Genomic DNA, 25,116 nt, shown 5'->3' with positions numbered 1-25,116 from the left:
GGCGTCGATTTCATTTTCGTTTTGTTTAACTCCTCTGGCGCACGATGACCGGATGAGTAAACCAGAAGCACCGAATCCTTTACAGGTAAGGAATGATGATGAGCGATTTTTTGCCCTTCTCGCGCCCCTCAATGGGAGAAGCGGAATTCGCTGCGCTTAAAGAGGTGTTGCAGTCCGGCTGGATCACCACCGGGCCGAAAAATCAGGCGCTTGAAGCGGCGTTTTGTGGCCTGACGGGCAACCGCCATGCCATTGCGGTGAGTTCAGCGACGGGCGGTATGCATGTCACGCTGATGGCGCTGGGTATCGGGCCGGGCGATGAAGTGATCACCCCGTCGCAGACCTGGGTTTCAACGCTGAACATGATCGTGCTGCTCGGCGCGACACCGGTGATGATCGATGTCGATCGCGACAACCTCATGATCACAGCGGAAGCTGTCGACGCCGCCATCACGCCGCGCACCAAAGCCATTATCCCGGTTCACTACGCGGGCGCACCGGCGGATATCGACGCGATCCGCGCCGTTGCTGACCGTCACGGTATTCCCGTGATTGAAGACGCCGCCCATGCCGCCGGAACCTACTACAAGAACCGCCACGTGGGCTGGCAGGGTACGGCGATTTTCTCTTTCCATGCGATCAAAAACATGACCAGTGCGGAGGGTGGCCTGGTGGTCACCGACGACGACCAACTGGCCGCGCGCATTCGCAGCCTGAAGTTTCACGGTCTTGGCGTCGATGCTTATGACCGCCAGACCCACGGTCGCGCGCCGCAGGCGGAGGTGATCTCCCCGGGCTATAAATACAATCTCGCTGACATCAACGCCGCGCTGGCACTGGTGCAACTGGGGAAACTCGGGCAGGCCAATCAGCGCCGCCACGATATCGCCTGGCGCTATCTCAACGAACTGGCTGACACGCCCTTCCAGCCGCTGGCGGTCCCGCACTGGGAGCATCTGCACGCCTGGCATCTTTTCATCATCCGCGTGGATGAAACACGTTGCGGTCTGAGCCGCGACGCGCTGATGGAACAGTTAAAAGCCAAAGGGATCGGCACCGGGCTGCACTTCCGCGCCGCTCACACGCAGAAATATTACCGTGAACGCTTTCCCGACGTTTCTCTGCCGAATACCGAGTGGAACAGCGCGCGTATCTGCTCACTTCCTCTTTTTCCGGATATGACTCATGACGACACAACCCGCGTCATTGCCGCACTCCATCAGCTTGCAGGGCGTTGATATGTTTAGCTATCCCCCGGTTCAGAAAGTGTCGGTGGTCATTCCTGTCTTTAACGAGCAGGAGAGCCTGCCAGAGCTCATCCGCCGTACCGACGCCGCCTGTGCGTCGCTGGGGCGTGAGTATGAAATTCTGCTGGTTGACGACGGCAGCAGCGACGACTCGGCGCAAATGCTCTGTGATGCCGCCGACGCGGAGGGCAGCCACATTGTCGCCGTGTTGCTCAACCGCAACTACGGCCAGCATTCGGCGATCATGGCGGGCTTCAGCCACGTCACGGGCGATCTGATTATTACTCTCGACGCCGATCTGCAAAACCCGCCGGAAGAGATCCCGCGTCTGGTGGCGAAAGCCGATGAAGGCTACGACGTGGTCGGCACCGTACGCCAGAACCGTCAGGACTCCTTTTTCCGCAAAGCCGCGTCGAAGATGATCAACCGCCTGATCCAGCGCACCACCGGTAAAGCGATGGGCGATTACGGCTGCATGCTGCGCGCCTATCGCCGCCACATCATTGACGCGATGCTCAACTGTCACGAACGCAGCACGTTTATTCCGATTCTGGCGAACACCTTCGCCCGCCGCGCCGTGGAGATCCCGGTGCTGCATGCCGAGCGTGAGTTTGGTGATTCCAAATACAGCTTTATGCGGCTGATTAACCTGATGTACGACCTGGTGACCTGCCTGACCACCACGCCGCTGCGCTTGCTGAGCGTATTCGGCAGCGTCATCGCACTGCTCGGGTTTGCTTTCTCCATCCTGCTTATCGTGCTGCGTCTGGCGTTAGGCCCGCAGTGGGCGGCGGAAGGGGTGTTCGTGCTCTTCGCCGTACTGTTCATGTTTATTGGTGCCCAGTTTGTTGGCATGGGCCTGCTGGGTGAGTACATCGGCCGTATCTACAACGATGTGCGTGCTCGTCCCCGTTACTTTATTCAACGCGTCGTCCGCAAGGACGAGACGGTATCTCAAGAGGAAGATCGGTCATGAAAGCCGTTGTATTCGCTTATCACGATATGGGTTGTGCAGGTATTCAGGCGCTGCTGGACGCCGGATACGACATTGAAGCGATTTTTACCCATCCGGATAACGCTAACGAAAATCACTTTTTCGGCTCCGTAGCGCGTATCGCCGCTGAGCAGGGTATTCAGGTCTACGCACCGGATGACGTTAACCATCCGCTGTGGATCGAGCGTATTCGCATGATGAACCCGGACGTGATTTTCTCGTTCTACTATCGCAACCTGCTGTGCAATGAGATCCTCTCTGCGGCCCGTCTGGGGGCGTTTAACTTGCATGGTTCGCTGCTGCCGAAATACCGGGGGCGCGCACCGCTGAACTGGGTGCTGGTCAATGGTGAGAAAGAGACCGGCGTCACGCTGCACCGCATGACCGCGCGGGCTGATGCGGGCAATATTATCGCGCAGCATCGCGTGGCGATTGATGACGCGGACGTTGCGCTGACCCTGCATCACAAACTGCGTGATGCCGCGAAAGTGCTGCTGCATAACGCGCTGCCTGCCCTTCGCGAAGACCATTTTAACGAAACGGTGCAGGATGAAAGCCAGGCGACGTATGTCGGTCGCCGTACCCCGGAAGACGGGCGTCTGGACTGGGATAAACCTGCCGCTGAATTGCACAACCTGGTGCGCGCGGTGTCCGACCCGTGGCCGGGAGCGTTTGGTTATGCTGGCGCCAACAAATTTATCGTCTGGAAATCCCGTCTGCACAATGAGATGCAGGGCGCGAAACCTGGCACCGTGCTGTCGGTTGCGCCGCTGATTGTCGCCTGTCGCGATGGCGCGCTGGAGATCGTCACCGGCCAGGCTGAACATGGCGTGTACATGCAGGGCGGCCAGCTGGCGCAGGCGATGGGGCTGGTGGCGGGTGCGCTGCTGAGCAGCAAGCCGGTGGTCGCTATTAAGCGCCGTACGCGGGTGTTGATCCTCGGCGTGAACGGGTTTATCGGCAACCATCTGACCGAGCGTCTGCTGGCGGATGATAACTACGAAATTTACGGTCTGGATATCAGCTCTGACGCCATCAGCCGTTTCCTCGACTGCCCGCGCTTCCACTTCGTGGAAGGCGATATCAGCATTCACTCTGAATGGATCGAGTATCACATCAAGAAGTGCGACGTGGTGCTGCCACTGGTTGCCATCGCCACGCCAATCGAATATACCCGTAACCCGCTGCGCGTGTTTGAGCTGGATTTCGAAGAGAACCTGAAAATCATCCGCGACTGCGTGAAGTACAACAAGCGCATTATTTTCCCGTCGACGTCGGAAGTGTACGGCATGTGTACCGACAAGCATTTCGACGAAGATACCTCAAACCTGGTGGTCGGGCCGATCAACAAACAGCGCTGGATCTACTCCGTGTCCAAACAACTGCTTGATCGGGTGATCTGGGCGTACGGCGACAAGCACGGGCTCAAATTTACCCTGTTCCGTCCGTTCAACTGGATGGGGCCGCGCCTCGACAACCTGAACGCCGCGCGTATCGGCAGCTCCCGCGCCATTACGCAGTTGATCCTCAACCTGGTGGAAGGCTCGCCGATTAAACTGATTGAAGGCGGCAAGCAGAAACGCTGCTTTACGGACATCAGCGATGGCATCGAAGCGTTGTTCCGCATCATCGAAAACAAAGACGGGCGTTGCGACGGGCAGATCATTAACATCGGCAACCCGGACAACGAAGCGAGCATTAAAGAGCTGGCGGAAATGCTGCTGGCAAGCTTTGAGCGTCACCCGCTGCGTAACCGCTTCCCGCCGTTCGCCGGTTTCCGTGAAGTGGAAAGCAGCAACTATTATGGCAAAGGGTATCAGGACGTGGAGCACCGCAAACCCAGCATCCGTAATGCGAAGCACTGTCTGAACTGGGTGCCGGTGGTCGGAATGGAAAAAACCGTCGACGAAACGCTGGATTTCTTCCTGCGCACGGTCGAACTGACGGACGAAAAAGCCTCATGAGGAAAGTTGGCTTACGCATTGATGTGGATACCTTTCGCGGCACCCGCGAAGGGGTTCCCCGCCTGTTGACGTTGCTCCGTGAGCACGACATTCGCGCAAGCTTCTTTTTTAGTGTGGGGCCGGACAACATGGGGCGTCATCTCTGGCGCCTGCTGAAACCAAAATTCCTCTGGAAGATGCTGCGTTCGCGCGCGGCATCGCTCTACGGCTGGGATATTTTGCTGGCCGGGACCGCCTGGCCCGGCCGCAGCATCGGTATCGGTAATGCCCGCATTATTTGCGATGCGGCGAAGGAACATGAGATCGGGCTGCACGCCTGGGATCATCATGCCTGGCAGATGTGGAGTGGCGTCTGGCCGCTGCCGCGCATGGAGCAGGAAATTGCCCGTGGTTTGCAGGCGCTGGAAGCGATTATCGATCGCCCAGTGACCTGCTCGGCGGTGGCGGGCTGGCGCGCTGACCAGCGCGTGGTGCAAGCGAAAGAGGCGTTCGGTTTTCTCTACAATAGTGACTGTCGCGGTACAAGACCGTTTTTGCCCCGGCTCGACAATGGCGAAGCGGGAACGGTGCAGATCCCGGTAACGCTGCCGACATGGGACGAAGTGGTGGGTAGCACGGTGAGCGCCGACGAATTTAACCGTTACCTGCTGGACTGTATTCATCAGGATAACGGTGTGCCGGTTTATACCATTCACGCGGAAGTGGAAGGGATCATTGGCGCGCCGCAGTTTGCCGCGCTGCTTGAGCAGGCAAAACAGGAAGGTATTGTTTTTTGCCCGCTCAGCCAGATGCTGCCGGAGAGCTTCAGCTTGTTACCGCAGGGCGAGATTGTGCGTGGCGAAATTGCAGGCCGGGAAGGCTGGCTTGGGTGTGAACATTTACGAGAGCCCGGTTTATGAAATCACTGCGCTATGGCGTTTCACTGGTTATTCTTTTCGCGCTGTATTACCTGATCCCGCCGCATTTCCGTCTGCTCTGGCAGCCGGATGAAACCCGCTATGCCGAGGTCAGCCGCGAAATGCTGGCTTCCGGCGACTGGGTCGTGCCGCACCTTTTAGGGCTGCGTTATTTCGAAAAGCCGATCGCCGGTTACTGGGTTAATTCCATCGGCCAGTGGCTGTTCGGCGACAGCAACTTTGCGGTGCGCTTTGGCTCGGTGTTTTCTATTACGCTCACCGCATTGCTGGTCGCCTGGCTGGCGTGGAAACTGTGGCGGGACAAGAAAACCGCCGTGCTGTCCGCGGTGATTTTCCTCACCGCGTTTCTGGTGTACAGCATCGGCACGTACGCGGTGCTCGACCCGATGATCACGCTCTGGCTGGTGCTGGCGATGTGCAGCTTCTGGGCGGCGTCGCAATCGCCCACGCGTGGCGGCAAAATCGGCGGTTACCTGCTGCTGGGTTTCGCCTGCGGCATGGGCGTGATGACCAAAGGCTTTCTGGCGCTCGCCGTGCCGGTGATCGGCGTGCTGCCGTGGGTGATTGTGCAAAAACGCTGGCGCGAAGTGCTTTTCTACGGCTGGCTGGCGGTACTGGTGTGCGTGTTAACCGTCCTGCCCTGGGGTCTGGCGATCGCCCATCGTGAGCCGGATTTCTGGCGCTACTTTTTCTGGGTTGAGCATATTCAGCGTTTCGCGAAAAGCGACGCCCAGCACAAAGCGCCGTTCTGGTATTACCTGCCGTTCCTGATCGCCGGAAGCCTGCCATGGCTGGCGCTGCTGCCTGGCGCACTGAAACGTGGCTGGCAGGATAAAAACGGCATTCGCGCTGAGTTTTATCTGCTGGGCTGGGTGGTGATGCCGCTGCTGTTTTTCAGCATCGCGAAAGGGAAACTGCCGACCTATATTCTGCCCTGCTTTGCGCCGCTGGCGATACTGATGGCGCGTTATGCACAAGACGCGGTGACGCGCAGCAGCCGGGCGCTGACGTTCAACGGTGTCATTAACATCGTGTTCGGGCTTATCGGCCTGATCGCGGTGCTGGTGGTGTCGCCGTGGGGCTTGCTCAGGCACCCGGTCTGGACGCCTATCGAGCTGTATAAGTGCCTGCTCGCCGCGGTCGCGTTTGGCGTCTGGGCGTTGATGGGCTGGCTGGCAATTAAAGACGGCGTGCAGCGCTGGGCGCTGGCGGCCTGCTGCCCGTTGGGGCTGGCACTGCTGGTGGGCTTTGCCATCCCGGATCGCGTCATTGACGGTAAACAGCCGCAATTCCTGATCGACATCGTCAGCGAATCACTGACGCCGAGCCGCTACGTGCTGACTAATGAAGTCGGCGTCGCCGCCGGGCTGGCATGGCAGCTTAAACGTAACGATATCATCATGATGGGCATGCGCGGTGAACTGGAGTATGGTCTGTCGTATCCGGAAGGAAAATCCCGCTATATCGATAAATCCGACTTCAGCACCTGGCTGGAACAGCACCGTCAGCAGGGGCCGGTTTCGCTGGTGCTGAAATTAGAGAGGGGGCAAACCATCGCTGAACTGCCGCTGCCGAAGCCCGACCATATTTATTTGATGGGGCGGATGGCCTTTCTTCAGTATCTGCCGCAATGACGGCGTGGATCTGTCTCGTGCTGGCGAGCCTGCTGAGCTGCCTCGGCCAGCTGTGCCAGAAACAGGCCACGCGTCCGACAAAAACCGGCGCGCGCGGGCGGCATATTATCCTCTGGCTGGGGCTGGCGTTGCTGATGCTCGGCGGCGGTATGCTGCTGTGGCTGCTGGTGCTGCAGCGCGTTCCCGTCGGCATTGCTTATCCGATGCTGAGCCTCAATTTTGTCTGGGTCACGCTGGCGGCACGTCTGGTCTGGCGTGAGCCGGTGGCGACGCGCCACTGGGCAGGCGTCGCGCTGATTATTGTCGGCATTGTCATTCTCGGAGGGAGCTTCTGATGGGCATTCTCTGGGCGTTACTGAGTGTGATTCTGGTCAGTGCGGCGCAACTGACGCTACGCCATGCGATGTTGTTGTTGCCTCCGGCAACCTCGCCAGAACTGTTTTTGCCGCATCTGCTGCACGCGGCGCCGGGTGCGCTGCCGCTGCTGCTCGGGTTGCTGGGTTATCTCGCGTCGATGGTGTGCTGGTATTTCGCGCTTCACCGAATGCCGCTTTACCGCGCCTATGCGCTGTTGAGTCTCAGCTACATTCTGGTCTGGTTCGCGGCGATTGCGCTTCCCGGCTGGCATGAGCCCTTTTCCTGGCGCGCGCTGCTTGGCGTTGTGGTGATTGTGGCCGGGGTGATGGTGATTTTCACCCCGCAGAAAAAACACTAACCGGGCAGGCGACTTTTTGGTCGCCCCGGCCCGAGCAGGATCGCCATTTTGCTGCCACCGGTGGTGGTCTCCATCCAGATTTTACAGACGCTGGTCAGCGGCACCGAGAGCAGCATGCCGATCGGCCCTAACAGCCAGCCCCAGATCAGTAACGACAGAAAGACCACTAACGTTGACATACCCAGCCGGTGCCCCATCATTCGCGGCTCGACGATATTCCCCAGCACCATATGTACGGCAAAGAATAACGCGCCAACCATCAGACATTCGTAATAACCGTTGAATAAAAACGCCTGAATCATCGGCGGAATGGCGGACAGCACCGCGCCGATATTTGGCACGTAGTTGAGCAGAAACGCCAGCACGCCCCACATCAACGCAAACTGGATGTCCAGCAACGCCAGCCCCAGCCAGACAATCGCCCCGGTCCACAGACTGAGCAGCGTTTTCAGCGCCAGATAGTGCGACACCCCTTTCAGCGCCCGGTGCAACCCGGCGATGTGGATCTGCGGTTGCGCGAGGGCGAAACGCAGTTTGTACGGCACATGGCGCACTTCGAACAGCATAAACACCACGGTCATCATTAGCAGCAAAATACTGGCCATCGCCCCCGACAGCCCGGCCATCATGGTGGTGGCAAAGGCCATCATTTTGTCGGAATCCATGCGCTGCAGCAGCCGTTCGGGCGACATGCGCAGGTGCAGGAAAGGCAGCGTTTCCTGAATATCAATCAGCTTACGGGTCAGCTCCTTATTGTATTTCGGCATCATGGCGATGAATTCATTGATTGAGGCCGCCAGCACGCCAACCAGTGCGGTGAGGACGCACAGCATCACGACCACAACGATGGTAATCGCTACCGGGCGTGACAGGCCGCGGCGGATAAACCAGCGCACCAGCGGATTGAGGATGATGGCGAAAAAGAGCGCCATCAGCAGTTGAACGATGATATCAGCAGCGGCATGAATACCGGCCAGAATGACAACAAGCGACGCCAGCTTGAGTAGGATGTGCAATCCTGCTTTGTCGGGAACAGTGGAGGTCATAGTCGTGTCCTTTACGATGGTCGCCATTAAGTGTAGCGGCTCGTTGCGGGCTTACTGTCTGAAAGTCGGTGCGAAAACGCGTTTCATCATGCAATAATGAAACACGGTTGTGAAAATCAGGGTAACGCTATGCCTGACTCCGTCGCGGGGCAAGAGCTGACGGGCCTGCGCCTTAACTTACGCATCATCTCTGTTGCGATTTTCAATTTTGCCAGTTATCTCACCATCGGCCTGCCGCTGGCGGTGCTGCCCGGCTACGTCCATGACGTGATGGGGTTCAGCGCCTTCTGGGCCGGGCTGGTGGTGAGTATTCAGTATTTCGCTACCCTGCTCAGTCGCCCTCACGCGGGGCGTTATGCCGATCTCCTCGGGCCAAAAAAAGTGGTGGTGTTTGGGCTGTGCGGCTGTTTCCTCAGCGGTGTCAGCTATCTGCTCGCCGGGTTCGGCAGCGGCTGGCCGATCCTCAGTCTTATTCTGTTGTGCGTCGGGCGTCTGATCCTCGGTGTCGGGCAGAGTTTCGCCGGTACCGGCTCCACGCTGTGGGGCGTGGGTATGGTGGGATCACTGCATATCGGGCGGGTGATTTCGTGGAACGGTATCGTGACTTACGGTGCGATGGCGATGGGCGCGCCGCTGGGTGTGCTCTGCTATCAGTACGGAGGGTTGCGCGGGTTGTCGCTGACCATCATCGCCGTGGCGCTGGTGGCTATTTTTGGCGCGCTGCCGCGCCCGGCGGTGAAAGCGGGTAAGGGCAAACCGATGTCGTTTCGCGCCGTGCTCGGGCGCGTCTGGCTGTATGGCATGGCGCTGGCGCTCGCCACCACCGGTTTTGGCGTGATCGCCACCTTTATCACCCTGTTTTATGATGCCAGAGGCTGGGATGGCGCAGCCTGGGCGCTGACCTTTTTCAGCGTGGCGTTCGTCGGTACGCGGTTACTTTTTCCCAACGGGATTAACCGCTTTGGCGGGCTGAACGTGGCGATGATCTGCTTTGTGATTGAGATTGTCGGCTTGCTGCTGGTGGGTGTCGCTGAGTCGTCGCTGGTGGCGAACATCGGTACGTTCCTCGCGGGCGCAGGCTTTTCGCTGGTCTTTCCGGCGCTCGGCGTGGTGGCGGTGAAAGCGGTGCCGCAGCAGAATCAGGGCTCCGCGCTGGCGACTTACACGGTATTTATGGATATGTCGCTGGGGATCACCGGGCCGCTGGCCGGGCTGATGATGGCGTACGCGGGCGTATCGATGATTTATCTGGCAGCGGCCGGGCTGGTGCTCGTGGCGTTGTTGCTGGTCTGGCGGTTAAAAAAATGGCCCCCGGTCACGGAACCAGAGGCCATGTCGTCAGCGGAATAATTACTGGATGACGAGCGTGTTAATGATGTTTTCCGCCGCAGTCTGCGCCTGTTGCTGGTTGTCAGCAGGCAGCGTGACCTGCATCGTCAGCAGTTTGTTGTCGACTTTACCCAGCACGACGGACGAGTAGGCCGTTTGCCCTTTGGCAGAAATAATGCTGTCGAGCTGCTGCAGCGTGTGGCCTTTCAGTTCGATGGATTTGTTGGTCACGACCTGCAACTGCGGATCGCGGTTGCGCTGCTGATCTTCCAGACGCTTCGCCAGCACTGGCAACGCTTCTTGCGTGTCGTCGCCCACAATCACAATGACCGCTTTCTGCCCGGTGGCATCAGAATAAACGTGCATGTTGTTGGCTTGCGTCCCCAGCTTGCCGCTCTGGTCGGTCATATCCGCCGGCAGAGAGAAGGTGAGTTTGCCGTCCAGCAGGCTGACCGGCTGGCCTGACGCGTTGCTTTCCGCATTCGCACCTTGAGCAGGCGCTTTCGTGTCGCTGTTATCACAGGCCGCAAGCCCCATCACCAGCAGGCCAATACCGACATACTTAACCAAATTGCGCATTGACTTCTTCCTTTCGATAAACGGCCATTAATGGCTCATTCAGATATCTTATCACAACCGCAGACGCGAAATTTTACCCCGCCTGCAATGGTGACAATTCGGATTTATCTGTCAGCCTTTTCAATAGCATATTCAGCAGAACACCGTACATCGGCAGGAAGAAAATCAGGCTGATAAGCACTTTGAAGCTGTAGTCGACCAGCGCGATTTCCACCCAGTGCGCGGCCATAAACGGATCCGGGCTGCGCCAGAAGGCGATGAAGAAAAACGCGAGCGTGTCGCTGATGTTACCGAACAGCGTCGAGGCAGTTGGTGCCAGCCACCAGTGGCGGCTCTGACGCAGGCGGTTAAAGACGTGAACGTCAAGGATTTGCCCCAGCGCATAGGCCATAAAACTGGCGGTAGCGATACGTGCCACGAACAGGTTGAAAGTGCCGAGTGCGGCAAAACCCTGCCATTCGCCCATATAAAACAGCGCCGAAACCACGTACGAAATCAGCAGCGCGGGCACCATCACGGCAAAAATAATGCGTCGGGCGAGCGGTGCGCCAAAAATGCGCACGGTTAAATCGGTGGCCAGGAAGATGAAAGGAAAGCTGAACGCACCCCAGGTGGTGTGAAAACCAAAAATGGTGATTGGCAACTGAACCAGATAGTTACTGGAGGTGATCACCAGCAGATGAAATAGCGAAAGCCAGATCAGCGCGTTTTTGCGCTGCATTACCGAAAACGTTCTCATTGTTGACCTTTTTAGTAGTTGGGGTGAGGGAACCCAATATATTTCGAGGCAGGATTGTACTGCGTTCTGTGCTGCGATCAATGGCTAATTTTCACGCAATCGTTAACCTCACTTGCATCGGGAAAGCGGCGGCGTAAACTAGTGCCGTTTTTGCCATGTGAGATAATAATGACCGATTCGTTCTCCAGCCCTGACCACACACTTGATGCGCAAGGGCTCCGCTGTCCTGAACCTGTGATGATGGTGCGTAAAACCGTGCGTACGATGCAAATCGGCGAAACGCTGTTGATTATTGCCGACGATCCGGCCACGACACGTGACATCCCCGGTTTTTGTCGCTTTATGGAGCACGAACTGGTGGCGCAGCAGACTGACGCGTTACCGTATCGTTATCTGCTGCGCAAAGGGCGCTGAGGGCAGCCCCTGTGTAGGCCGGGTCAGGCGTAGCCGCCACCCGGCATGCTATTTATCCCTTAATAATCTCAGCGCGTTGGCGGTCACCAGTACCGTCGCGCCAGTATCCGCCAGCACCGCCAGCCACAGCCCGGTAATTCCCAGCAACGTCGTGACCAGGAAAATCGCTTTCAGCCCCAGTGCTATCGTGATGTTCTGACGAATATTGGCGTGGGTGGCGCGGGCAAGGCGAATCATCTGCGCCAGCCCGGTCAGGCGGTTATGCGTTAAGGCGGCATCGGCGGTTTCCAGCGCCACATCGGTGCCGCTACCCATCGCAATGCCAATGGTGGAAGCTTTCATCGCCGGGGCGTCGTTAATGCCGTCGCCAACCATCGCCAGCGGCGCGCTGGCGTTCAGTGCCGTCACCGCGGTGACTTTATCGGCTGGCAGCAGTCCGGCACGGAAATCGAGCCCCAGCTCACCGGCAATCGCCGCCGCCGCGCGCGGGTTATCGCCGGTCAGGATCACCCCTTGTACGCCAAGCTGATGCAGCGCATCCACCGCGGCACGGGCGTCATCGCGCAGCGTATCGCGCATCGCCACAATACCCAGCAACGTGTTGTCGCGAGAAACCATCACTACCGTCTGCCCGGCGCTTTCCAGTGCCTGAATGCGTTCTTCATACTCGCCTGCCGGGAACTTGCCCGCCGCACAAATCAGCACGCGTTTGCCATTGACCTCTGCTTCGATGCCTGAGCCTGCCAGCGCACGCTGGTTGGTGGCGTGCGGCAGTACCAGCTGGCGCTGCTGCGCTTCCTGCACAATCGCCAGCGCCAGCGGGTGACTGGAGCCCTGCTCCACCGCAGCGGCCAGCGCCAGCAATTCGTTTTCATCGCCAGGGTTCACTGGGACGACAGTGGTCACGCGCGGTTTACCTACCGTCAGCGTCCCGGTTTTATCAAACGCGACATGCCTGATGCGGCCTAACTGTTCCAGCGCCGCACCGCCTTTGATCAGCGCCCCGCGTCGTGCGGCAGCGGCGAGACCGGAAGTAATAGCCGCAGGGGTGGAGATCACCAGCGCACACGGGCAGCCAATCAGCAACAGCGTCAGCCCTTTGTAGATCCACGGCAGCCAGCCCGCGGCGAAAAACAGCGGTGGGACGATGGCGACCAGCAGGGCGATGGCCATGATCGCCGGGGTATAAACCCGGCTGAAGCGGTCAATGAAGCGCTCGATGGGCGCGCGTTTCTCTTCGGCTTCTTCAATCAGGCGCAGAATGCGGTCGATGGCGCTGTCGCCAGGTTCGGAGATCACCTCAAGCTGTACAAGACGGTCAACGCTGGTCGCCCCGGCGGCCACGCTGTCGCCTGCGGTGCGCTCTACCGGTACCGACTCACCGGTTAATGCGCTTTCATCGAAACTGGCGAAGGGCGAGATTAGTTTACCGTCAGCAGGCAGACGACCGCCTGCCGCCACTTCAATGACATCACCCGGGCGCAGTGCATTCTGGGCGACGGTTTCCCGCTGACCGTCACGCAAACGAATTGCAGTTTCGGGTTTCAGCGCCATCAGCGCACTAACGCCCTGACGCGCCCGGCTCGCCGCCCAGCCTTCAAGCCGCTCGCCGATTAAAAACAGCAGCAGTACCATTGCCGCTTCCGCCGTCGCGCCAATGAACAGTGCGCCGATGGCCGCCACGCTCATCAGCGTTTCAATAGCAAACCAGCTACCGGTCTTCATCAGACGCAGCGCCTGACGGGCGATGGGATACAACCCGACCAGTGTGGTGGCGATAAAGGCGATGTTGCCCAGCGGGTGATTAAACTGCTCAAGTCCCCAGCTGACGGCCATCAGCGCAATGAGCAGGATCAGCGGCAGGTTTTCCTGTAAACGAGACGGCGCAGACGCCGGAGGGACACCTTCGGTGCGCAGCGAATATCCGGCGCGGGTCACGGCGTTTTCCACCTGCGAACGCACGTCGCCGCTGGCATCCACCAGCAGTTTTTCAGTGGCAAACACCACCTGAACCTGGCTGACGCCGCTGACCTGGCGCACTGCCGTTTCGACTTTGCGCGCACAGGCGGCGCAGTCCATACCGTCGACCACCCAACTGTAGCGCATCTCTGTGGCGGGCGTTTCAATGACCGGCGCCGGGGTATCGCAACTGCCGTCGCAGCAGCATTCATCCACCTTTTCAACGACCGGCGCGATTTTGAATGACGTAAATTGTGGGGCCTTTTTGCCGCCTGATTCTGACGTCGACATGGCATCCTCCGCGAATGATAATTTTCTCATTTACGCGGAGGATACACTCTGGAGTCGACTCCAGAGTCAAGCGCTAATTACAGATAAAGCGAACGAACGATCAGGAAGTGCCCGGCGAAGTAGCAGGCGGCGGCAATCGCGCTGTCCGCTTTGAACCGATGGCGATAATGACTGACCATCCAGACGATATTGCCGACCAGCAGCAACCCCGCGCCCAGGAAACCGGACAGCGCCGGGCTGGTGGGGCGCAGGAACCACAGCTCGCCCGCAATCCACACCATCACCAGCGTCATCGCGATAAAGGTGAGCACTGGCATGCGGAACTCTTCCAGTCGGGTCCAGATCACCGCAATCAGCACCGCGCCGATGATGATGAGCGCCAGCGGCAGCGGCCAGAAGAAAGAGAGCGTCATCTGGCTGGCAAAATAGATGGTATACAGCAGGTGCGACAGGAAAAACGCGCCAATGGCGTACAACAGCCGCTGACGGGGCAGCAGCGTCAGCGCATCGCCCACCAGCGAGGCACACAAGCCCGCCAGCACCAGATAACTGATGGTGTCGAACATCGGCGCCTGCAGCGCCAGCAGCAGAAGCAGGATCAGGGTGACGGGTTTGAATACCCAGCGTTGCCAGACGGGGCCGCGATACGACGCATCGACGTACAACCAGCCGGATAAACAGACAGCAATAAACGACCAAAGCATAGTAAGTCCCTGTATCTGTTATTGTTGAATGAGCGGTACGCTCAAGGCTCTTCCCTCCAGTGTAGTGCTCCGGGCACAGGGATGACAATGCACGGCATGCCGCGGTATGCTGATTTCCGTAAATTCTTATGGGACTGATGAATGAGTAAAATGCCGCTGTTTTTTGTCGTGGTGGTGGCGATTATTGTCGTTGCCGCGTCGTTTCGTTACGTCCAGCAGCGCCGCGAAAAGATGGATAACGACGCCGCACCGCTGATGCAAAAGCGGGTCGTGGTGAGCAACAAGCGTGAGAAGGTGCTGGATGATCGCCGTTCACGCCAGCAGATTGTTGCCCCGGCGGGCAGCAGTATGCGTTATGACGTCAGTTTTAAACCGGAAAACGGCGGGCTGGAAATGACGTTCCGCCTGAATGAAAAACAGTATCACCAGTTGACCGTGGGCGATAAAGGAACGCTGAGCTACAAAGGGTCAAGGTTTGAGGGATTTACCGCAGACCATTAATCTTCGTAGGCCCGGTAAGCGAAGCGCCACCGGGCCAAAACGCACAAATTACTTCTTCATCTGCGCCTTAAACTTTTTCTGCCAGACCAGCAGTTCAAACACCCCAAACAGGAAAATACGGATCTTCTCCCAGGTGGTCATTTGTGGGCCATCTTTTGGCAGCGTCGTTTTCAGCAGCGCCATTTGCATGCCGTGCATCAGCACCATAAATACCAGCGCGACATTAACAAAAATATTCAGCGGACGCGGAAACGGCTGCACCAGATTCAGTAGCAGAAACGCCCAGACAAACAGCATCAGCAGGCGTCCTAAGTTAATCAGCATCGTTTTCTCCTTGCGTTTCCCGATGATACAAACGGTAAGCGACCTGTCCCGCCACTTTTTCCCGATGCAAATCCCAGCTGGCAGGCACCGGCGGTAAACCGTTTTCTACTTCACTTTCGACATAAATCAGCGCGTCATCCGCCAGCCAGCCGTTGCTTTCCAGCAGGTGCAGCGTCTCATCCAACAGCCCTTTACGGAATGGCGGATCAATAAACACGACATCGTGCGGTGTACCAGGCTGCGCCAGGAAGGTCAGCGAATTGGTATTCACGACACGGGCGTTGGCTGCTTTTAGTGTGGCAAGGTTTTGCTGTAATTGCCGGGAGACGTTGCGATCCATTTCCAGCAGCGTGGCGCTGGCGGCATAACGTGAGAGGGCTTCCAGCCCCAACGCGCCGCTACCGGCAAAACAGTCGAGGCAACGCGCGTCGACCATATGCGGTGCCAGCCAGTTAAACAGGGTTTCGCGGACCCGGTCGGTCGTCGGTCGCAGGCCGGGGCTGTCAGGCACCGGTAGCTTTCGACCGCGCCATTGCCCGCCGATAATGCGGATCTGGCCGCTGCCCGCGTGATTAGGTTTCTTCATTTTATTGCTCAGTTCACTCTTTTCCCCTGCTATTCTAGCGATGAGCGGCGATTGGCGAAACCTTAATGCGGTGATGCGCGCTAAGTTAAGTGGTAGACTACACCGCTAAATTATTATTTTTTTCAGCCCCCTGTTTGCGATAAGGCGGCTGTGCCATGAATCAACAGCGAGGAGTGTGGTCGCCAATGGCAAAAGAGAAAAAACGTGGCCTGTTTTCCTGGCTGGGTCTTGGCCAGAAAGAGCAGGCGCAGGAAACCGATGTTGAACAGCAGACAGACGAACAACAGGCGATAGCGGAAGAACAGCAAGAAGAAACGACGGTTGAGCCTGCGGTTGAGGATGTCGCTGAGGTTACTGAAGACGAACCGGCGACAGAGGCGGCGATCGCGCATGAAGAACTGCCGCTGCCGGAAGACGACGAACCGGTGATTTCCGACGACGAACTGGAAGTGCAGGCGCTGGCAGCGGCCGACGCGGCGGAAAATGCCATCGATGGTGACGCTGAGCCTGCTACGGATGTTGCCCCGCAGGAACAGGAAAAACCCACTAAAGAAGGGTTCTTCTCACGTCTGAAGCGTAGCCTGGTAAAGACAAAAGAAAATCTCGGATCCGGATTTATCAGCCTGTTCCGCGGCAAGAAAATCGACGATGATCTGTTTGATGAGCTGGAAGAACAGCTGCTGATTGCCGACGTCGGCGTGGAAACGACCCGTAAGATCATCACCAATCTGACCGAAGGTGCGAGCCGCAAACAACTGCGCGACGCTGAAGCATTGTACGGTCTGCTGAAAGATGAAATGGGCGATATCCTCGCAAAAGTGGATGAACCGCTTAATATTGAAGGCAAAACACCGTTTGTTATTCTGATGGTTGGCGTTAACGGTGTGGGTAAAACCACCACCATCGGCAAACTGGCGCGCCAGTTTGAACAGCAGGGTAAATCAGTGATGCTGGCGGCGGGTGATACTTTCCGCGCCGCGGCGGTTGAACAGTTGCAGGTCTGGGGTCAGCGCAACAATATTCCGGTGATTGCGCAGCATACCGGCGCTGATTCCGCCTCGGTGATTTTCGACGCCATTCAGGCGGCGAAAGCGCGCAACATTGATGTGCTGATCGCCGATACCGCCGGGCGTTTGCAGAACAAATCGCACCTGATGGAAGAGCTGAAGAAGATAGTCCGGGTGATGAAAAAACTCGACGAAGAGGCGCCGCACGAGGTGATGCTGACTATCGACGCCAGCACCGGGCAGAACGCCATCAGCCAGGCGAAACTGTTCCACGAAGCGGTTGGCCTGACCGGGATCACGTTGACCAAGCTTGACGGCACCGCGAAAGGCGGGGTGATCTTCTCCGTTGCCGATCAGTTCGGCATTCCGATCCGCTACATCGGCGTCGGCGAACGTATAGAGGACTTACGTCCGTTTAATGCGGGCGATTTTATTGAGGCACTTTTTGCCCGAGAGGACTAACAATGATTCGCTTTGAACATGTCAGCAAGGCCTATCTCGGTGGGAGACAAGCGTTGCAGGGGGTCACATTCCACCTGCAACCGGGCGAGATGGCGTTCCTGACCGGCCATTCCGGCGCGGGGAAAAGTACACTGCTCAAGCTGATCTGTGGGATTGAGCGTCCGAGCGCCGGAAAAATCTTGTTTAGCGGCCACGACATCACGCGGCTGAAAAACCGCGAAGTGCCGTTTCTGCGTCGTCAGATCGGTATGATTTTTCAGGATCACCATCTGCTGATGGACAGAACCGTCTACGACAACGTGGCGATCCCGCTGATCATCGCTGGCGCCAGCGGTGATGACATTCGTCGTCGCGTGTCGGCAGCGCTGGACAAAGTCGGACTGCTCGATAAAGCGAAAAGTCTCCCGATTCAGCTTTCCGGCGGTGAACAGCAACGCGTGGGCATTGCCCGCGCGGTGGTGAACAAACCGGCCGTCCTGCTGGCGGATGAACCTACCGGTAACCTGGACGAGGTGCTGTCGGAAGGTATTCTGCGCCTGTTTGAAGAGTTCAACCGCGTGGGGGTCACCGTGCTGATGGCGACGCACGATTTGGGGCTGATCTCCAGTCGTTCCTATCGCATGCTGACGCTGAGCGACGGGCATTTGCATGGAGGCCATGGTGAATAAACGCGAGGCAATGAATCATATCCGGCGGTTCAGCAATCGCTTTGATCGCGTCCGCTCGTCTGGCAGCGGGCAGGGTGATGGCAACCGCAATGCGCCAAAGCGCGCCAGGGCATCGACGAAGCCCAACTCCCGTAAAACCAACGTCTTTAATGAGCAGGTGCGCTATGCCTGGCAGGGCGCGTTGCAGGATCTGAAAAGCAAACCACTGGCGACGTTCCTGACGGTGATGGTCATCGCTATCTCCCTGACGCTGCCGAGCGTCTGCTATATGGTGTACAAAAACGTCAACAGCGCTGCGGCGCAGTATTATCCGTCACCGCAGATCACCGTCTATCTGGATAAAACGCTGGATGACGACGCCGCCGCGCAGGTGGTGGCGCAGTTGCAGGCCGAGCAGGGCGTGGAGAAAGTGAACTATCTCTCGCGCGAAGAGGCGCTGGGCGAGTTCCGTAACTGGTCGGGGTTTGGCGGCGCGCTGGATATGCTGGAAGAGAACCCATTGCCTGCCGTTGCGGTGGTGATCCCGAAACTGGACTTTCAGGGAACCGAATCGCTGAACACGTTGCGTGATCGCGTATCACGCGTTCACGGCGTGGACGAAGTGCGTATGGATGACAGCTGGTTCGCGCGTCTGGCATCGTTAACCGGTCTGGTGGGGCGCGTGTCGGCGATGATCGGCGTGTTGATGGTGGCGGCGGTATTTCTCGTCATCGGCAACAGCGTGCGTCTGAGTATCTTTGCCCGTCGCGATACCATCAACGTGCAGAAGCTGATTGGCGCAACCGACGGATTTATCCTGAGACCTTTCCTCTACGGTGGCGCGTTGTTGGGCTTCTCTGGCGCGTTTTTGTCGCTCATTTTGTCCGAAATTCTGGTGATGCGGCTGTCGTCGGCGGTGACCGAAGTGGCTAAAGTATTTGGCACCCAGTTTGAGCTGAGCGGCCTGTCGTTCGATGAATGCCTGCTGTTGCTGCTGGTCAGCGCAATGATCGGCTGGGTGGCGGCGTGGCTGGCGACCGTACAACATTTACGCCACTTTACGCCGGATTAAAAAAATTCTGATATACTCTTTCCCTGCATCGAAAATCGCTCTGCAGGGAAGAGTCCCTGTTTCTCTCTTCCCCCGCATTATCATTTCTGTGTCACATTTTGTGCGTAATTTACCCACAAGGTTGCATTGAACTTGTGGATAAAATCACTGTCTGATAAAAGAGTGAATGCTAATCTCGTTGCTCATCAGTTCTGGCATGCTTGTTGCCTCTAAGAGGGACGGCATGGCTCAGAAGATACGAATTGAGAGGATTTGAATGACCAAAGAAATGCAAAATTTAGCTTTAGCCCCCGTTGGTAACCTGGAATCTTATATCCGGGCTGCGAACGCATGGCCGATGTTGTCGGCTGATGAAGAGCGGGCACTGGCTGAAAGGCTGCATTACCAGGGCGATCTGGAAGCAGCTAAGACGCTGATCCTGTCTCACCTGCGCTTTGTTGTTCACGTTGCTCGTAATTATGCGGGCTACGGCCTGCCGCAGGCTGACTTGATCCAGGAAGGCAACATCGGTCTGATGAAGGCCGTGCGTCGCTTCAACCCGGAAGTGGGTGTGCGTCTGGTCTCCTTCGCGGTTCACTGGATCAAAGCAGAAATTCACGAATACGTGCTGCGTAACTGGCGTATCGTGAAGGTCGCCACCACCAAAGCGCAGCGTAAACTGTTCTTTAACCTGCGCAAAACCAAGCAGCGTCTGGGCTGGTTTAACCAGGATGAAGTGGAAATGGTTGCCCGTGAGCTGGGTGTTTCCAGCAAAGACGTGCGTGAGATGGAATCGCGTATGGCGGCGCAGGACATGACCTTTGACATGTCGCCGGACGACGAGTCCGACAGCCAGCCGATGGCGCCGGTGCTCTATCTGCAGGACAAATCCTCTAACTTTGCTGATGGCATTGAAGAGGACAACTGGGAAGATCAGGCTGCCAACAAGCTGACTCACGCGATGGAAGGTCTTGACGCACGTAGTCAGGACATCATCCGCGCCCGCTGGCTGGACGAAGACAACAAGTCCACGCTGCAGGAGCTGGCCGATCGCTACGGCGTTTCCGCTGAGCGCGTGCGACAGCTTGAAAAGAACGCGATGAAAAAACTGCGCGCCGCGATCGAAGCGTAATCGTCATATCGCGCAAATGCAGGCCGGGTAAGGCGTAGTCGCCACCCGGCTTTATTTTTTTATACAGCTCAGCAGGACTTTAAACGCCCCTTCCATCTCTTCTTCTTTCATCGCCGCAAACCCCATCAGCAAACCACGCATCGCCGTTTTTTTCAGGTAGTAGCGTGAGAGCGGACGCACCAGCACACCCTTTTCATTCGCCGCGCGGGCAATCGCCACGTCATCACAATCGTCGTCGAGCTTCAGCACCAGGTGTAAACCGGCGTTGTCGTTGAAGTCGCTGAGCGCATCTTTCCCCAGATACGTGATAATCAGCCCCGCCAGCCGCTGGCGTCGACGGGCGTAGAGCAGATGCATACGGCGGATGTGGGCGGTGTAATGCCCTTCGGCGATAAATTCCGCCAGCGTGGCCTGATCCAGCAGCCGTCCACCGCGATACAGCTCCGCATGGGCAGTTTTCAGCGTTTGCGCCAGTACCTGCGGCAGCACGACATACCCCAGGCGCAGACCGGGCCACATCGTTTTACTGAACGTTCCGGTGTAAATGACCGGCGCGTCTTCCACTAACCCCTGCAACGCCGGGATGGGCTGGCCGGAGAAGCGAAACTCGCTGTCGTAATCATCTTCAACAATCCAGCTACCGGTCTGGTGGGCGAGCGCGAGCAAACGCTGGCGGCGCTCCAGGCTCATGACACAGCCGAGCGGATACTGGTGCGAGGGAGTGACGAATATCAGCCGCGGCGGTGTTTCGACGAGATCGGGCGGGTTCATACCGCTTTTATCGACCGCTATCGCCTGCAACTCCACGCCGTTCATCTGCAGCACATTGCGAATTCCCCAGTAGGCAGGCTCTTCAATCCAGGCGCGATCGCCGGGGTTACACAACATGCGCGATACCAGATCGATAGCCTGATGAATGCCTTCGGTAATGAGGATTTGATCCGGCGTGCAGCGCACCGAGCGCGCCACGCGCAGATACTCCATCAGCGCCTGCTGTAGCGCCGGGCTGCCGCCGGACGGGCTATAAGAAAACTGCATTGGCAGCGGTTTACGGCTGAGGCGATGATGGATTTTCCGCAGCAGCGCATGCGGGAACTCGCTGACGTCCGGAATACCGGGCAGAAATGCACCCCACTGACGCGGGCTGGCGCTGCTATGCTCAAGGAGGCGCTGACCACGTTGCGAGAACGTCACACTCCGCGTTTTCCGGGCGCTCTCCGCAGAGGGCTGAGAGGCAAAGAGCAGGCTGTCCGGCACCGTCTGCGCCACAAAGGTGCCGCTACCGGACCAGGAAACAATGTAGCCTTCGGCTCCCAGCTGTTCATAGACAGTGAGGACCGTGTTTCGTGAAAGTTTAAGCTGCGCGGCGAGATCGCGCGACGGCGGTAAACGGCTCTGCGGCGGCAGGCTGCCATCAAGTATCGACAGTCGGATCGCGTTATAGAGTTTCTTGTGCAGTTTGCCTTCGCGCTGCTCGTCCATCCGCAGCTGCAGGAGATCACACACTAAAGAACGCAATTGGATCCCTCAATTATTCGAAACTGGTACTCGATTATAGGACCGCTTAAGGGGTAAAACCATGACATTGTTTCATAGTTGTTAACACTGACCGAATCAATGATGGGGAACAGCAGCATGAAAAATAGCGAACTGAATCAGCGTCGTTTACAGGCAACGCCGCGCGGTGTGGGGGTGATGTGCGATTACTATGCGCAGCAGGCTGAGAACGCCACGCTGTGGGATACTGAAGGCAATGAAGTTATCGATTTTGCCGCCGGGATTGCCGTGCTGAATACCGGCCATCGTCACCCGAAAGTGGTCGCGGCAATTGAAAAACAGCTTCAGGCTTTTACCCATACCGCTTACCAGATCGTTCCCTACGAAAGTTATGTCACGCTGGCCGAGCGCATTAACGCGCTGGCACCGATTGCAGGCCCGGCAAAAACAGCGTTTTTCACTACTGGCGCCGAAGCGGTCGAGAACGCGGTGAAAATCGCCCGCGCTTACACCCGACGCCCTGGCCTTATCACCTTTGGTGGCGGTTTCCACGGTCGTACTTTTATGACCATGGCGCTGACCGGCAAAGTGGCACCGTACAAAATCGGCTTTGGTCCGTTCCCGGGTTCGGTGTATCACGGCGTCTATCCCAATGCCGCACATGGCGTGACCACTGCTGATGCGCTGAAGAGTCTGGATCGTATTTTCAAAGCGGATATCGCGCCCGATCAGGTCGCGGCGATCATTCTTGAGCCGGTACAGGGCGAAGGCGGTTTCAACGTTGCGCCCGCTGATTTCATCCAGGGGCTGCGCACGCTGTGCGACACCCACGGTATTCTGCTGATTGCTGATGAAGTGCAGACCGGTTTTGCCCGTACCGGCAAACTGTTCGCCATGCAGCACTACGACGTGAAGCCGGATCTGATGACGATGGCAAAAAGCCTGGCAGGCGGGATGCCGCTCTCCGGTGTAGTGGGTCGTGCAGACGTAATGGACGCGCCAGCGCCTGGCGGACTGGGCGGTACCTACGCCGGTAACCCGTTGGCGGTGGCGGCAGCGCATGCCGTGCTGGATGTGATTGAAGAAGAGAACCTGTGCCAGCGCGCCAGCCAGCTCGGTCAACACCTGACGGAAGTCCTGAATAAAGCCAGACCGGAGTGCGCCTGGATCACCGACATCCGCGCGCAGGGATCGATGGTGGCGGTAGAGTTTAACGATCCGCAGACCGGCCAGCCTTCCCCGGAATATACCCGTCAGTTCCAGGAAAAAGCGATGAAAGAGGGGCTGCTGCTGCTGAGTTGCGGCGTGTATGGCAACGTCATCCGCTTCCTCTATCCGCTCACGATCCCGGATGAGCAGTTCCGCAAAGCGCTTGATATCATTTACCGCTCGCTGACCCGATAAACCACCAGCCGCTCTTCGGAGCGGCTTTTTTTTACCCTTGCCCCTGTAAAAAAATCGTCAAATTTCACCTGTCAAATACTGAAAAATGGGGTATGTTTTAGCAGAGTATGCTGCATAAGCGCGGGCGGTAGACATAAAATCGAAATAAAGCGCTAAAAAACAACATCACAACAAATGCAATCACCATAAACAATGGGGAATCTCAGGATGAAAATGAAGGGTAAAGCGTTACTGGCAGGATGTATCGCGTTGGCGTTCAGTCAGATGGCGCTGGCAGAAGACATCAAAGTCGCCGTGGTCGGTGCGATGTCCGGTCCGGTTGCGCAATATGGCGATCAGGAATTTACCGGTGCTGAGCAGGCGGTTGCGGATATCAATGCGAAAGGCGGCATCAAAGGCAACAAGCTCGTTATTACCAAATATGATGATGCCTGCGACCCGAAACAGGCGGTAGCGGTAGCGAACAAAGTGGTTAACGACGGCGTTAAGTACGTTATCGGCCATCTCTGTTCCTCTTCCACCCAGCCAGCGTCTGATATCTACGAAGACGAAGGCATTCTGATGATCACACCGGCGGCGACAGCGCCTGAGCTGACCGCGCGCGGTTATAAACTGGTGCTGCGCACCACCGGTCTCGATTCCGATCAGGGTCCGACTGCCGCAAAATATATTCTTGAGAAAGTGAAACCGCAGCGCATTGCTATTGTTCACGATAAGCAGCAGTACGGTGAAGGCCTGGCCCGTGCGGTACAGGACGGTCTCAAGAAAGGCAACGCTAACGTCGTGTTCTTTGATGGTATCACTGCGGGCGAGAAAGATTTCTCCACCCTGGTGGCACGTCTGAAGAAAGAAAATATCGATTTCGTCTACTACGGCGGCTATCACCCGGAAATGGGGCAGATCCTGCGCCAGGCGCGTGCTGCGGGTCTGAAAACGCAGTTTATGGGGCCGGAAGGCGTGGCGAACGTTTCACTGTCTAACATTGCCGGTGAATCTGCGGAAGGCATGCTGGTAACCAAGCCGAAGAACTACGATCAGATCCCGGCGAACAAACCGGTGGTGGATGCGATTAAAGCGAAGAAAGAAGATCCGAGCGGCGCGTTCGTCTGGACCACCTATGCGGCGGTGCAATCGCTGTCAGCCGGTCTGAACCAGTCTGACGATCCGGCGGAAATCGCCACATGGCTGAAAGCCAACAGCGTCGATACCGTCATGGGACCGCTGTCCTGGGATGAGAAAGGCGACCTGAAAGGCTTTGAGTTCGGCGTCTTTACCTGGCATGCGAACGGCACTGCCACTGATGCCAAATGAGAGTAGTGCCGGGTGGCGGCGTCGCCTTACCCGGCCTGCACTGAGTCTGTAAAAATGATAGCCCGGTTAGCGCCGGGCTTTTTTATCGTTTTTCCCAGCCGCCTTTCTGCGCGGTGAAATTCAGCGCCTGCATAAACGCCGCCATCACGCCACGATCTTCGACGCCAACATCTGCCATCCACCAGCTGGAAATGCTGGGGTTGTCGCGCAGCACCTCTTCCACCAGATATTGCCCCACGCCGCGACGGCGGGTGACGTCACGCACGCGCAGAGAGTCCAGCGCGCCTTCGGTGCCGCTCAGGGTCACGCGAACTGCCGCCAGCAGACGATCGTTAAAACGGGCGGCGTAAATACGGTGTAATTCATCGAGTGCTAATGAGGCTTCGGTATATTCCGGCCAGATTTTACCCAGATCGATTTTGTCCTGCTCGCTCAGGGTTTGAAGGCGGATGATGGTCAGTTTCATTCAAAGCTTTCCTGTAACAACGGTCAGGAAAGTGTACTCAATTTCTCATTCGTAGGGGGCCTGTTTTTTATTCATTCATTAGCCGATTAATTTTTACTTCATTAACGATGCAGATTTATCCATTAGGGATCGAAAAAGAAGCAGCATTTTAGCCTGATGGGCAGTGAATTGTTCGGCTTTATATGCCGTTATATTA

At 57.3% G+C, this 25,116-nt stretch carries 25 protein-coding genes; 16 read left to right on the top strand and 9 right to left on the bottom strand.

Annotation, left to right across the window (positions count from 1 at the left end):
- Positions 1-98 precede the first annotated feature (98 nt).
- Genes arnB through arnF form a run of 7 tightly spaced genes read left to right on the top strand, consistent with a single transcriptional unit; the run spans position 99 to position 7,471 of the window.
- Complete coding sequence (gene arnB / locus AOY23_RS00645; protein WP_054177940.1) at positions 99-1,238, top strand: UDP-4-amino-4-deoxy-L-arabinose aminotransferase; 1,140 nt, start codon at positions 99-101, stop codon at positions 1,236-1,238.
- A 1-nt stretch (position 1,239) separates the two neighbouring features.
- On the top strand, positions 1,240-2,223 hold the full coding sequence (arnC, locus tag AOY23_RS00640) for an undecaprenyl-phosphate 4-deoxy-4-formamido-L-arabinose transferase (protein ID WP_054177939.1): 984 nt from the start codon (positions 1,240-1,242) through the stop codon (positions 2,221-2,223).
- A complete protein-coding gene (gene arnA / locus AOY23_RS00635) occupies positions 2,220-4,205 on the top strand; it encodes a bifunctional UDP-4-amino-4-deoxy-L-arabinose formyltransferase/UDP-glucuronic acid oxidase ArnA (RefSeq protein ID WP_054177938.1) in 1,986 nt (661 codons plus the stop codon). The genes arnC and arnA overlap by 4 nt, the downstream gene beginning before the upstream one ends.
- Complete coding sequence (gene arnD / locus AOY23_RS00630) at positions 4,202-5,104, top strand: 4-deoxy-4-formamido-L-arabinose-phosphoundecaprenol deformylase (RefSeq protein WP_054177937.1); 903 nt, start codon at positions 4,202-4,204, stop codon at positions 5,102-5,104. The genes arnA and arnD overlap by 4 nt, the downstream gene beginning before the upstream one ends.
- Positions 5,101-6,756, top strand: a complete 1,656-nt coding sequence (arnT, locus tag AOY23_RS00625; RefSeq protein WP_054177936.1) for a lipid IV(A) 4-amino-4-deoxy-L-arabinosyltransferase — start codon at positions 5,101-5,103, stop codon at positions 6,754-6,756. The genes arnD and arnT overlap by 4 nt, the downstream gene beginning before the upstream one ends.
- Entirely contained in the window at positions 6,753-7,091 is a 339-nt protein-coding gene (gene arnE / locus AOY23_RS00620; RefSeq protein WP_054177935.1) for a 4-amino-4-deoxy-L-arabinose-phosphoundecaprenol flippase subunit ArnE, read from the top strand. Before arnT ends, arnE begins: the two co-directional genes overlap by 4 nt.
- Positions 7,091-7,471: a 4-amino-4-deoxy-L-arabinose-phosphoundecaprenol flippase subunit ArnF gene (gene arnF / locus AOY23_RS00615; RefSeq protein WP_054177934.1), complete on the top strand. Its 381-nt coding sequence runs from the start codon at positions 7,091-7,093 to the stop codon at positions 7,469-7,471. Before arnE ends, arnF begins: the two co-directional genes overlap by 1 nt.
- On the opposite strand, the gene AOY23_RS00610 is transcribed toward arnF, so the two are convergent.
- Complete coding sequence (locus tag AOY23_RS00610) at positions 7,468-8,517, bottom strand: AI-2E family transporter (RefSeq protein WP_054177933.1); 1,050 nt, start codon at positions 8,515-8,517, stop codon at positions 7,468-7,470. The two genes, arnF and AOY23_RS00610, sit on opposite strands and share 4 nt — an antisense overlap.
- Before the next feature lie 129 nt (positions 8,518-8,646).
- On the opposite strand from AOY23_RS00610, the gene AOY23_RS00605 reads away from it, so the two are divergent.
- Positions 8,647-9,867: an MFS transporter gene (locus tag AOY23_RS00605; protein WP_054177932.1), complete on the top strand. Its 1,221-nt coding sequence runs from the start codon at positions 8,647-8,649 to the stop codon at positions 9,865-9,867.
- Here the strand turns inward: AOY23_RS00605 and AOY23_RS00600 are convergent, their stop codons facing one another.
- Entirely contained in the window at positions 9,868-10,425 is a 558-nt protein-coding gene (locus AOY23_RS00600; protein WP_054177931.1) for a DcrB family lipoprotein, read from the bottom strand.
- Between the two features lie 73 nt (positions 10,426-10,498).
- The gene (locus tag AOY23_RS00595) at positions 10,499-11,164 is read right to left on the bottom strand and encodes a 7-cyano-7-deazaguanine/7-aminomethyl-7-deazaguanine transporter (RefSeq protein WP_054177930.1); all 666 of its coding nucleotides are present in this window, start codon (positions 11,162-11,164) and stop codon (positions 10,499-10,501) included.
- Positions 11,165-11,332: 168 nt separating this feature from the next.
- Here AOY23_RS00595 and tusA point away from each other — a divergent pair, with 168 nt between their 5' ends.
- The gene (gene tusA, locus AOY23_RS00590) at positions 11,333-11,578 is read left to right on the top strand and encodes a sulfurtransferase TusA (RefSeq protein ID WP_054177929.1); all 246 of its coding nucleotides are present in this window, start codon (positions 11,333-11,335) and stop codon (positions 11,576-11,578) included.
- Positions 11,579-11,626: 48 nt separating this feature from the next.
- On the opposite strand, the gene zntA is transcribed toward tusA, so the two are convergent.
- Positions 11,627-13,828, bottom strand: a complete 2,202-nt coding sequence (zntA, locus tag AOY23_RS00585) for a Zn(II)/Cd(II)/Pb(II) translocating P-type ATPase ZntA (protein WP_054177928.1) — start codon at positions 13,826-13,828, stop codon at positions 11,627-11,629.
- A gap of 77 nt (positions 13,829-13,905) precedes the next feature.
- A complete protein-coding gene (locus AOY23_RS00580) occupies positions 13,906-14,532 on the bottom strand; it encodes a lysoplasmalogenase (RefSeq protein WP_054177927.1) in 627 nt (208 codons plus the stop codon).
- A gap of 141 nt (positions 14,533-14,673) precedes the next feature.
- Here AOY23_RS00580 and AOY23_RS00575 point away from each other — a divergent pair, with 141 nt between their 5' ends.
- Entirely contained in the window at positions 14,674-15,033 is a 360-nt protein-coding gene (locus AOY23_RS00575) for a DUF2500 domain-containing protein (RefSeq protein ID WP_054177926.1), read from the top strand.
- Positions 15,034-15,081: 48 nt separating this feature from the next.
- Here AOY23_RS00575 and AOY23_RS00570 read toward each other — a convergent pair whose 3' ends face one another.
- On the bottom strand, positions 15,082-15,357 hold the full coding sequence (locus AOY23_RS00570; RefSeq protein WP_049849935.1) for a DUF1145 family protein: 276 nt from the start codon (positions 15,355-15,357) through the stop codon (positions 15,082-15,084).
- Positions 15,347-15,943: a 16S rRNA (guanine(966)-N(2))-methyltransferase gene (gene rsmD, locus AOY23_RS00565; protein WP_054177925.1), complete on the bottom strand. Its 597-nt coding sequence runs from the start codon at positions 15,941-15,943 to the stop codon at positions 15,347-15,349. The genes AOY23_RS00570 and rsmD overlap by 11 nt, the downstream gene beginning before the upstream one ends.
- Before the next feature lie 185 nt (positions 15,944-16,128).
- Here rsmD and ftsY point away from each other — a divergent pair, with 185 nt between their 5' ends.
- The 4 genes from ftsY to rpoH all read left to right on the top strand — a co-directional run bounded on the left by ftsY (position 16,129) and on the right by rpoH (position 20,242).
- A complete protein-coding gene (ftsY, locus tag AOY23_RS00560) occupies positions 16,129-17,412 on the top strand; it encodes a signal recognition particle-docking protein FtsY (protein ID WP_054177924.1) in 1,284 nt (427 codons plus the stop codon).
- Between the two features lie 2 nt (positions 17,413-17,414).
- The gene (gene ftsE / locus AOY23_RS00555) at positions 17,415-18,080 is read left to right on the top strand and encodes a cell division ATP-binding protein FtsE (RefSeq protein WP_054177923.1); all 666 of its coding nucleotides are present in this window, start codon (positions 17,415-17,417) and stop codon (positions 18,078-18,080) included.
- Positions 18,073-19,131, top strand: a complete 1,059-nt coding sequence (ftsX, locus tag AOY23_RS00550; RefSeq protein ID WP_054178134.1) for a permease-like cell division protein FtsX — start codon at positions 18,073-18,075, stop codon at positions 19,129-19,131. The genes ftsE and ftsX overlap by 8 nt, the downstream gene beginning before the upstream one ends.
- Positions 19,132-19,387: 256 nt before the next feature.
- Complete coding sequence (gene rpoH, locus AOY23_RS00545) at positions 19,388-20,242, top strand: RNA polymerase sigma factor RpoH (protein WP_054177922.1); 855 nt, start codon at positions 19,388-19,390, stop codon at positions 20,240-20,242.
- Positions 20,243-20,293: 51 nt separating this feature from the next.
- Here the strand turns inward: rpoH and pdxR are convergent, their stop codons facing one another.
- Positions 20,294-21,760 carry a MocR-like pyridoxine biosynthesis transcription factor PdxR gene (gene pdxR, locus AOY23_RS00540; RefSeq protein WP_054177921.1) on the bottom strand — a complete coding sequence of 489 codons (1,467 nt, stop codon included), beginning with the start codon at positions 21,758-21,760 and terminating at the stop codon, positions 20,294-20,296.
- Positions 21,761-21,877: 117 nt separating this feature from the next.
- On the opposite strand from pdxR, the gene AOY23_RS00535 reads away from it, so the two are divergent.
- On the top strand, positions 21,878-23,143 hold the full coding sequence (locus AOY23_RS00535; RefSeq protein ID WP_054178133.1) for a 4-aminobutyrate--2-oxoglutarate transaminase: 1,266 nt from the start codon (positions 21,878-21,880) through the stop codon (positions 23,141-23,143).
- A 207-nt stretch (positions 23,144-23,350) separates the two neighbouring features.
- Positions 23,351-24,454 carry a branched chain amino acid ABC transporter substrate-binding protein LivJ gene (gene livJ / locus AOY23_RS00530; protein ID WP_152958334.1) on the top strand — a complete coding sequence of 368 codons (1,104 nt, stop codon included), beginning with the start codon at positions 23,351-23,353 and terminating at the stop codon, positions 24,452-24,454.
- An 82-nt stretch (positions 24,455-24,536) separates the two neighbouring features.
- Here livJ and panM read toward each other — a convergent pair whose 3' ends face one another.
- On the bottom strand, positions 24,537-24,920 hold the full coding sequence (panM, locus tag AOY23_RS00525; protein ID WP_054177919.1) for an aspartate 1-decarboxylase autocleavage activator PanM: 384 nt from the start codon (positions 24,918-24,920) through the stop codon (positions 24,537-24,539).
- Positions 24,921-25,116 lie beyond the last annotated feature (196 nt).

This window comes from Trabulsiella odontotermitis, assembly GCF_001297775.1.
In the GTDB taxonomy this organism is placed as follows: domain Bacteria; phylum Pseudomonadota; class Gammaproteobacteria; order Enterobacterales; family Enterobacteriaceae; genus Trabulsiella; species Trabulsiella odontotermitis.
Note: the sequence above shows the minus strand (reverse complement) of the source record. Positions and strands in the feature narration are given on the sequence as shown.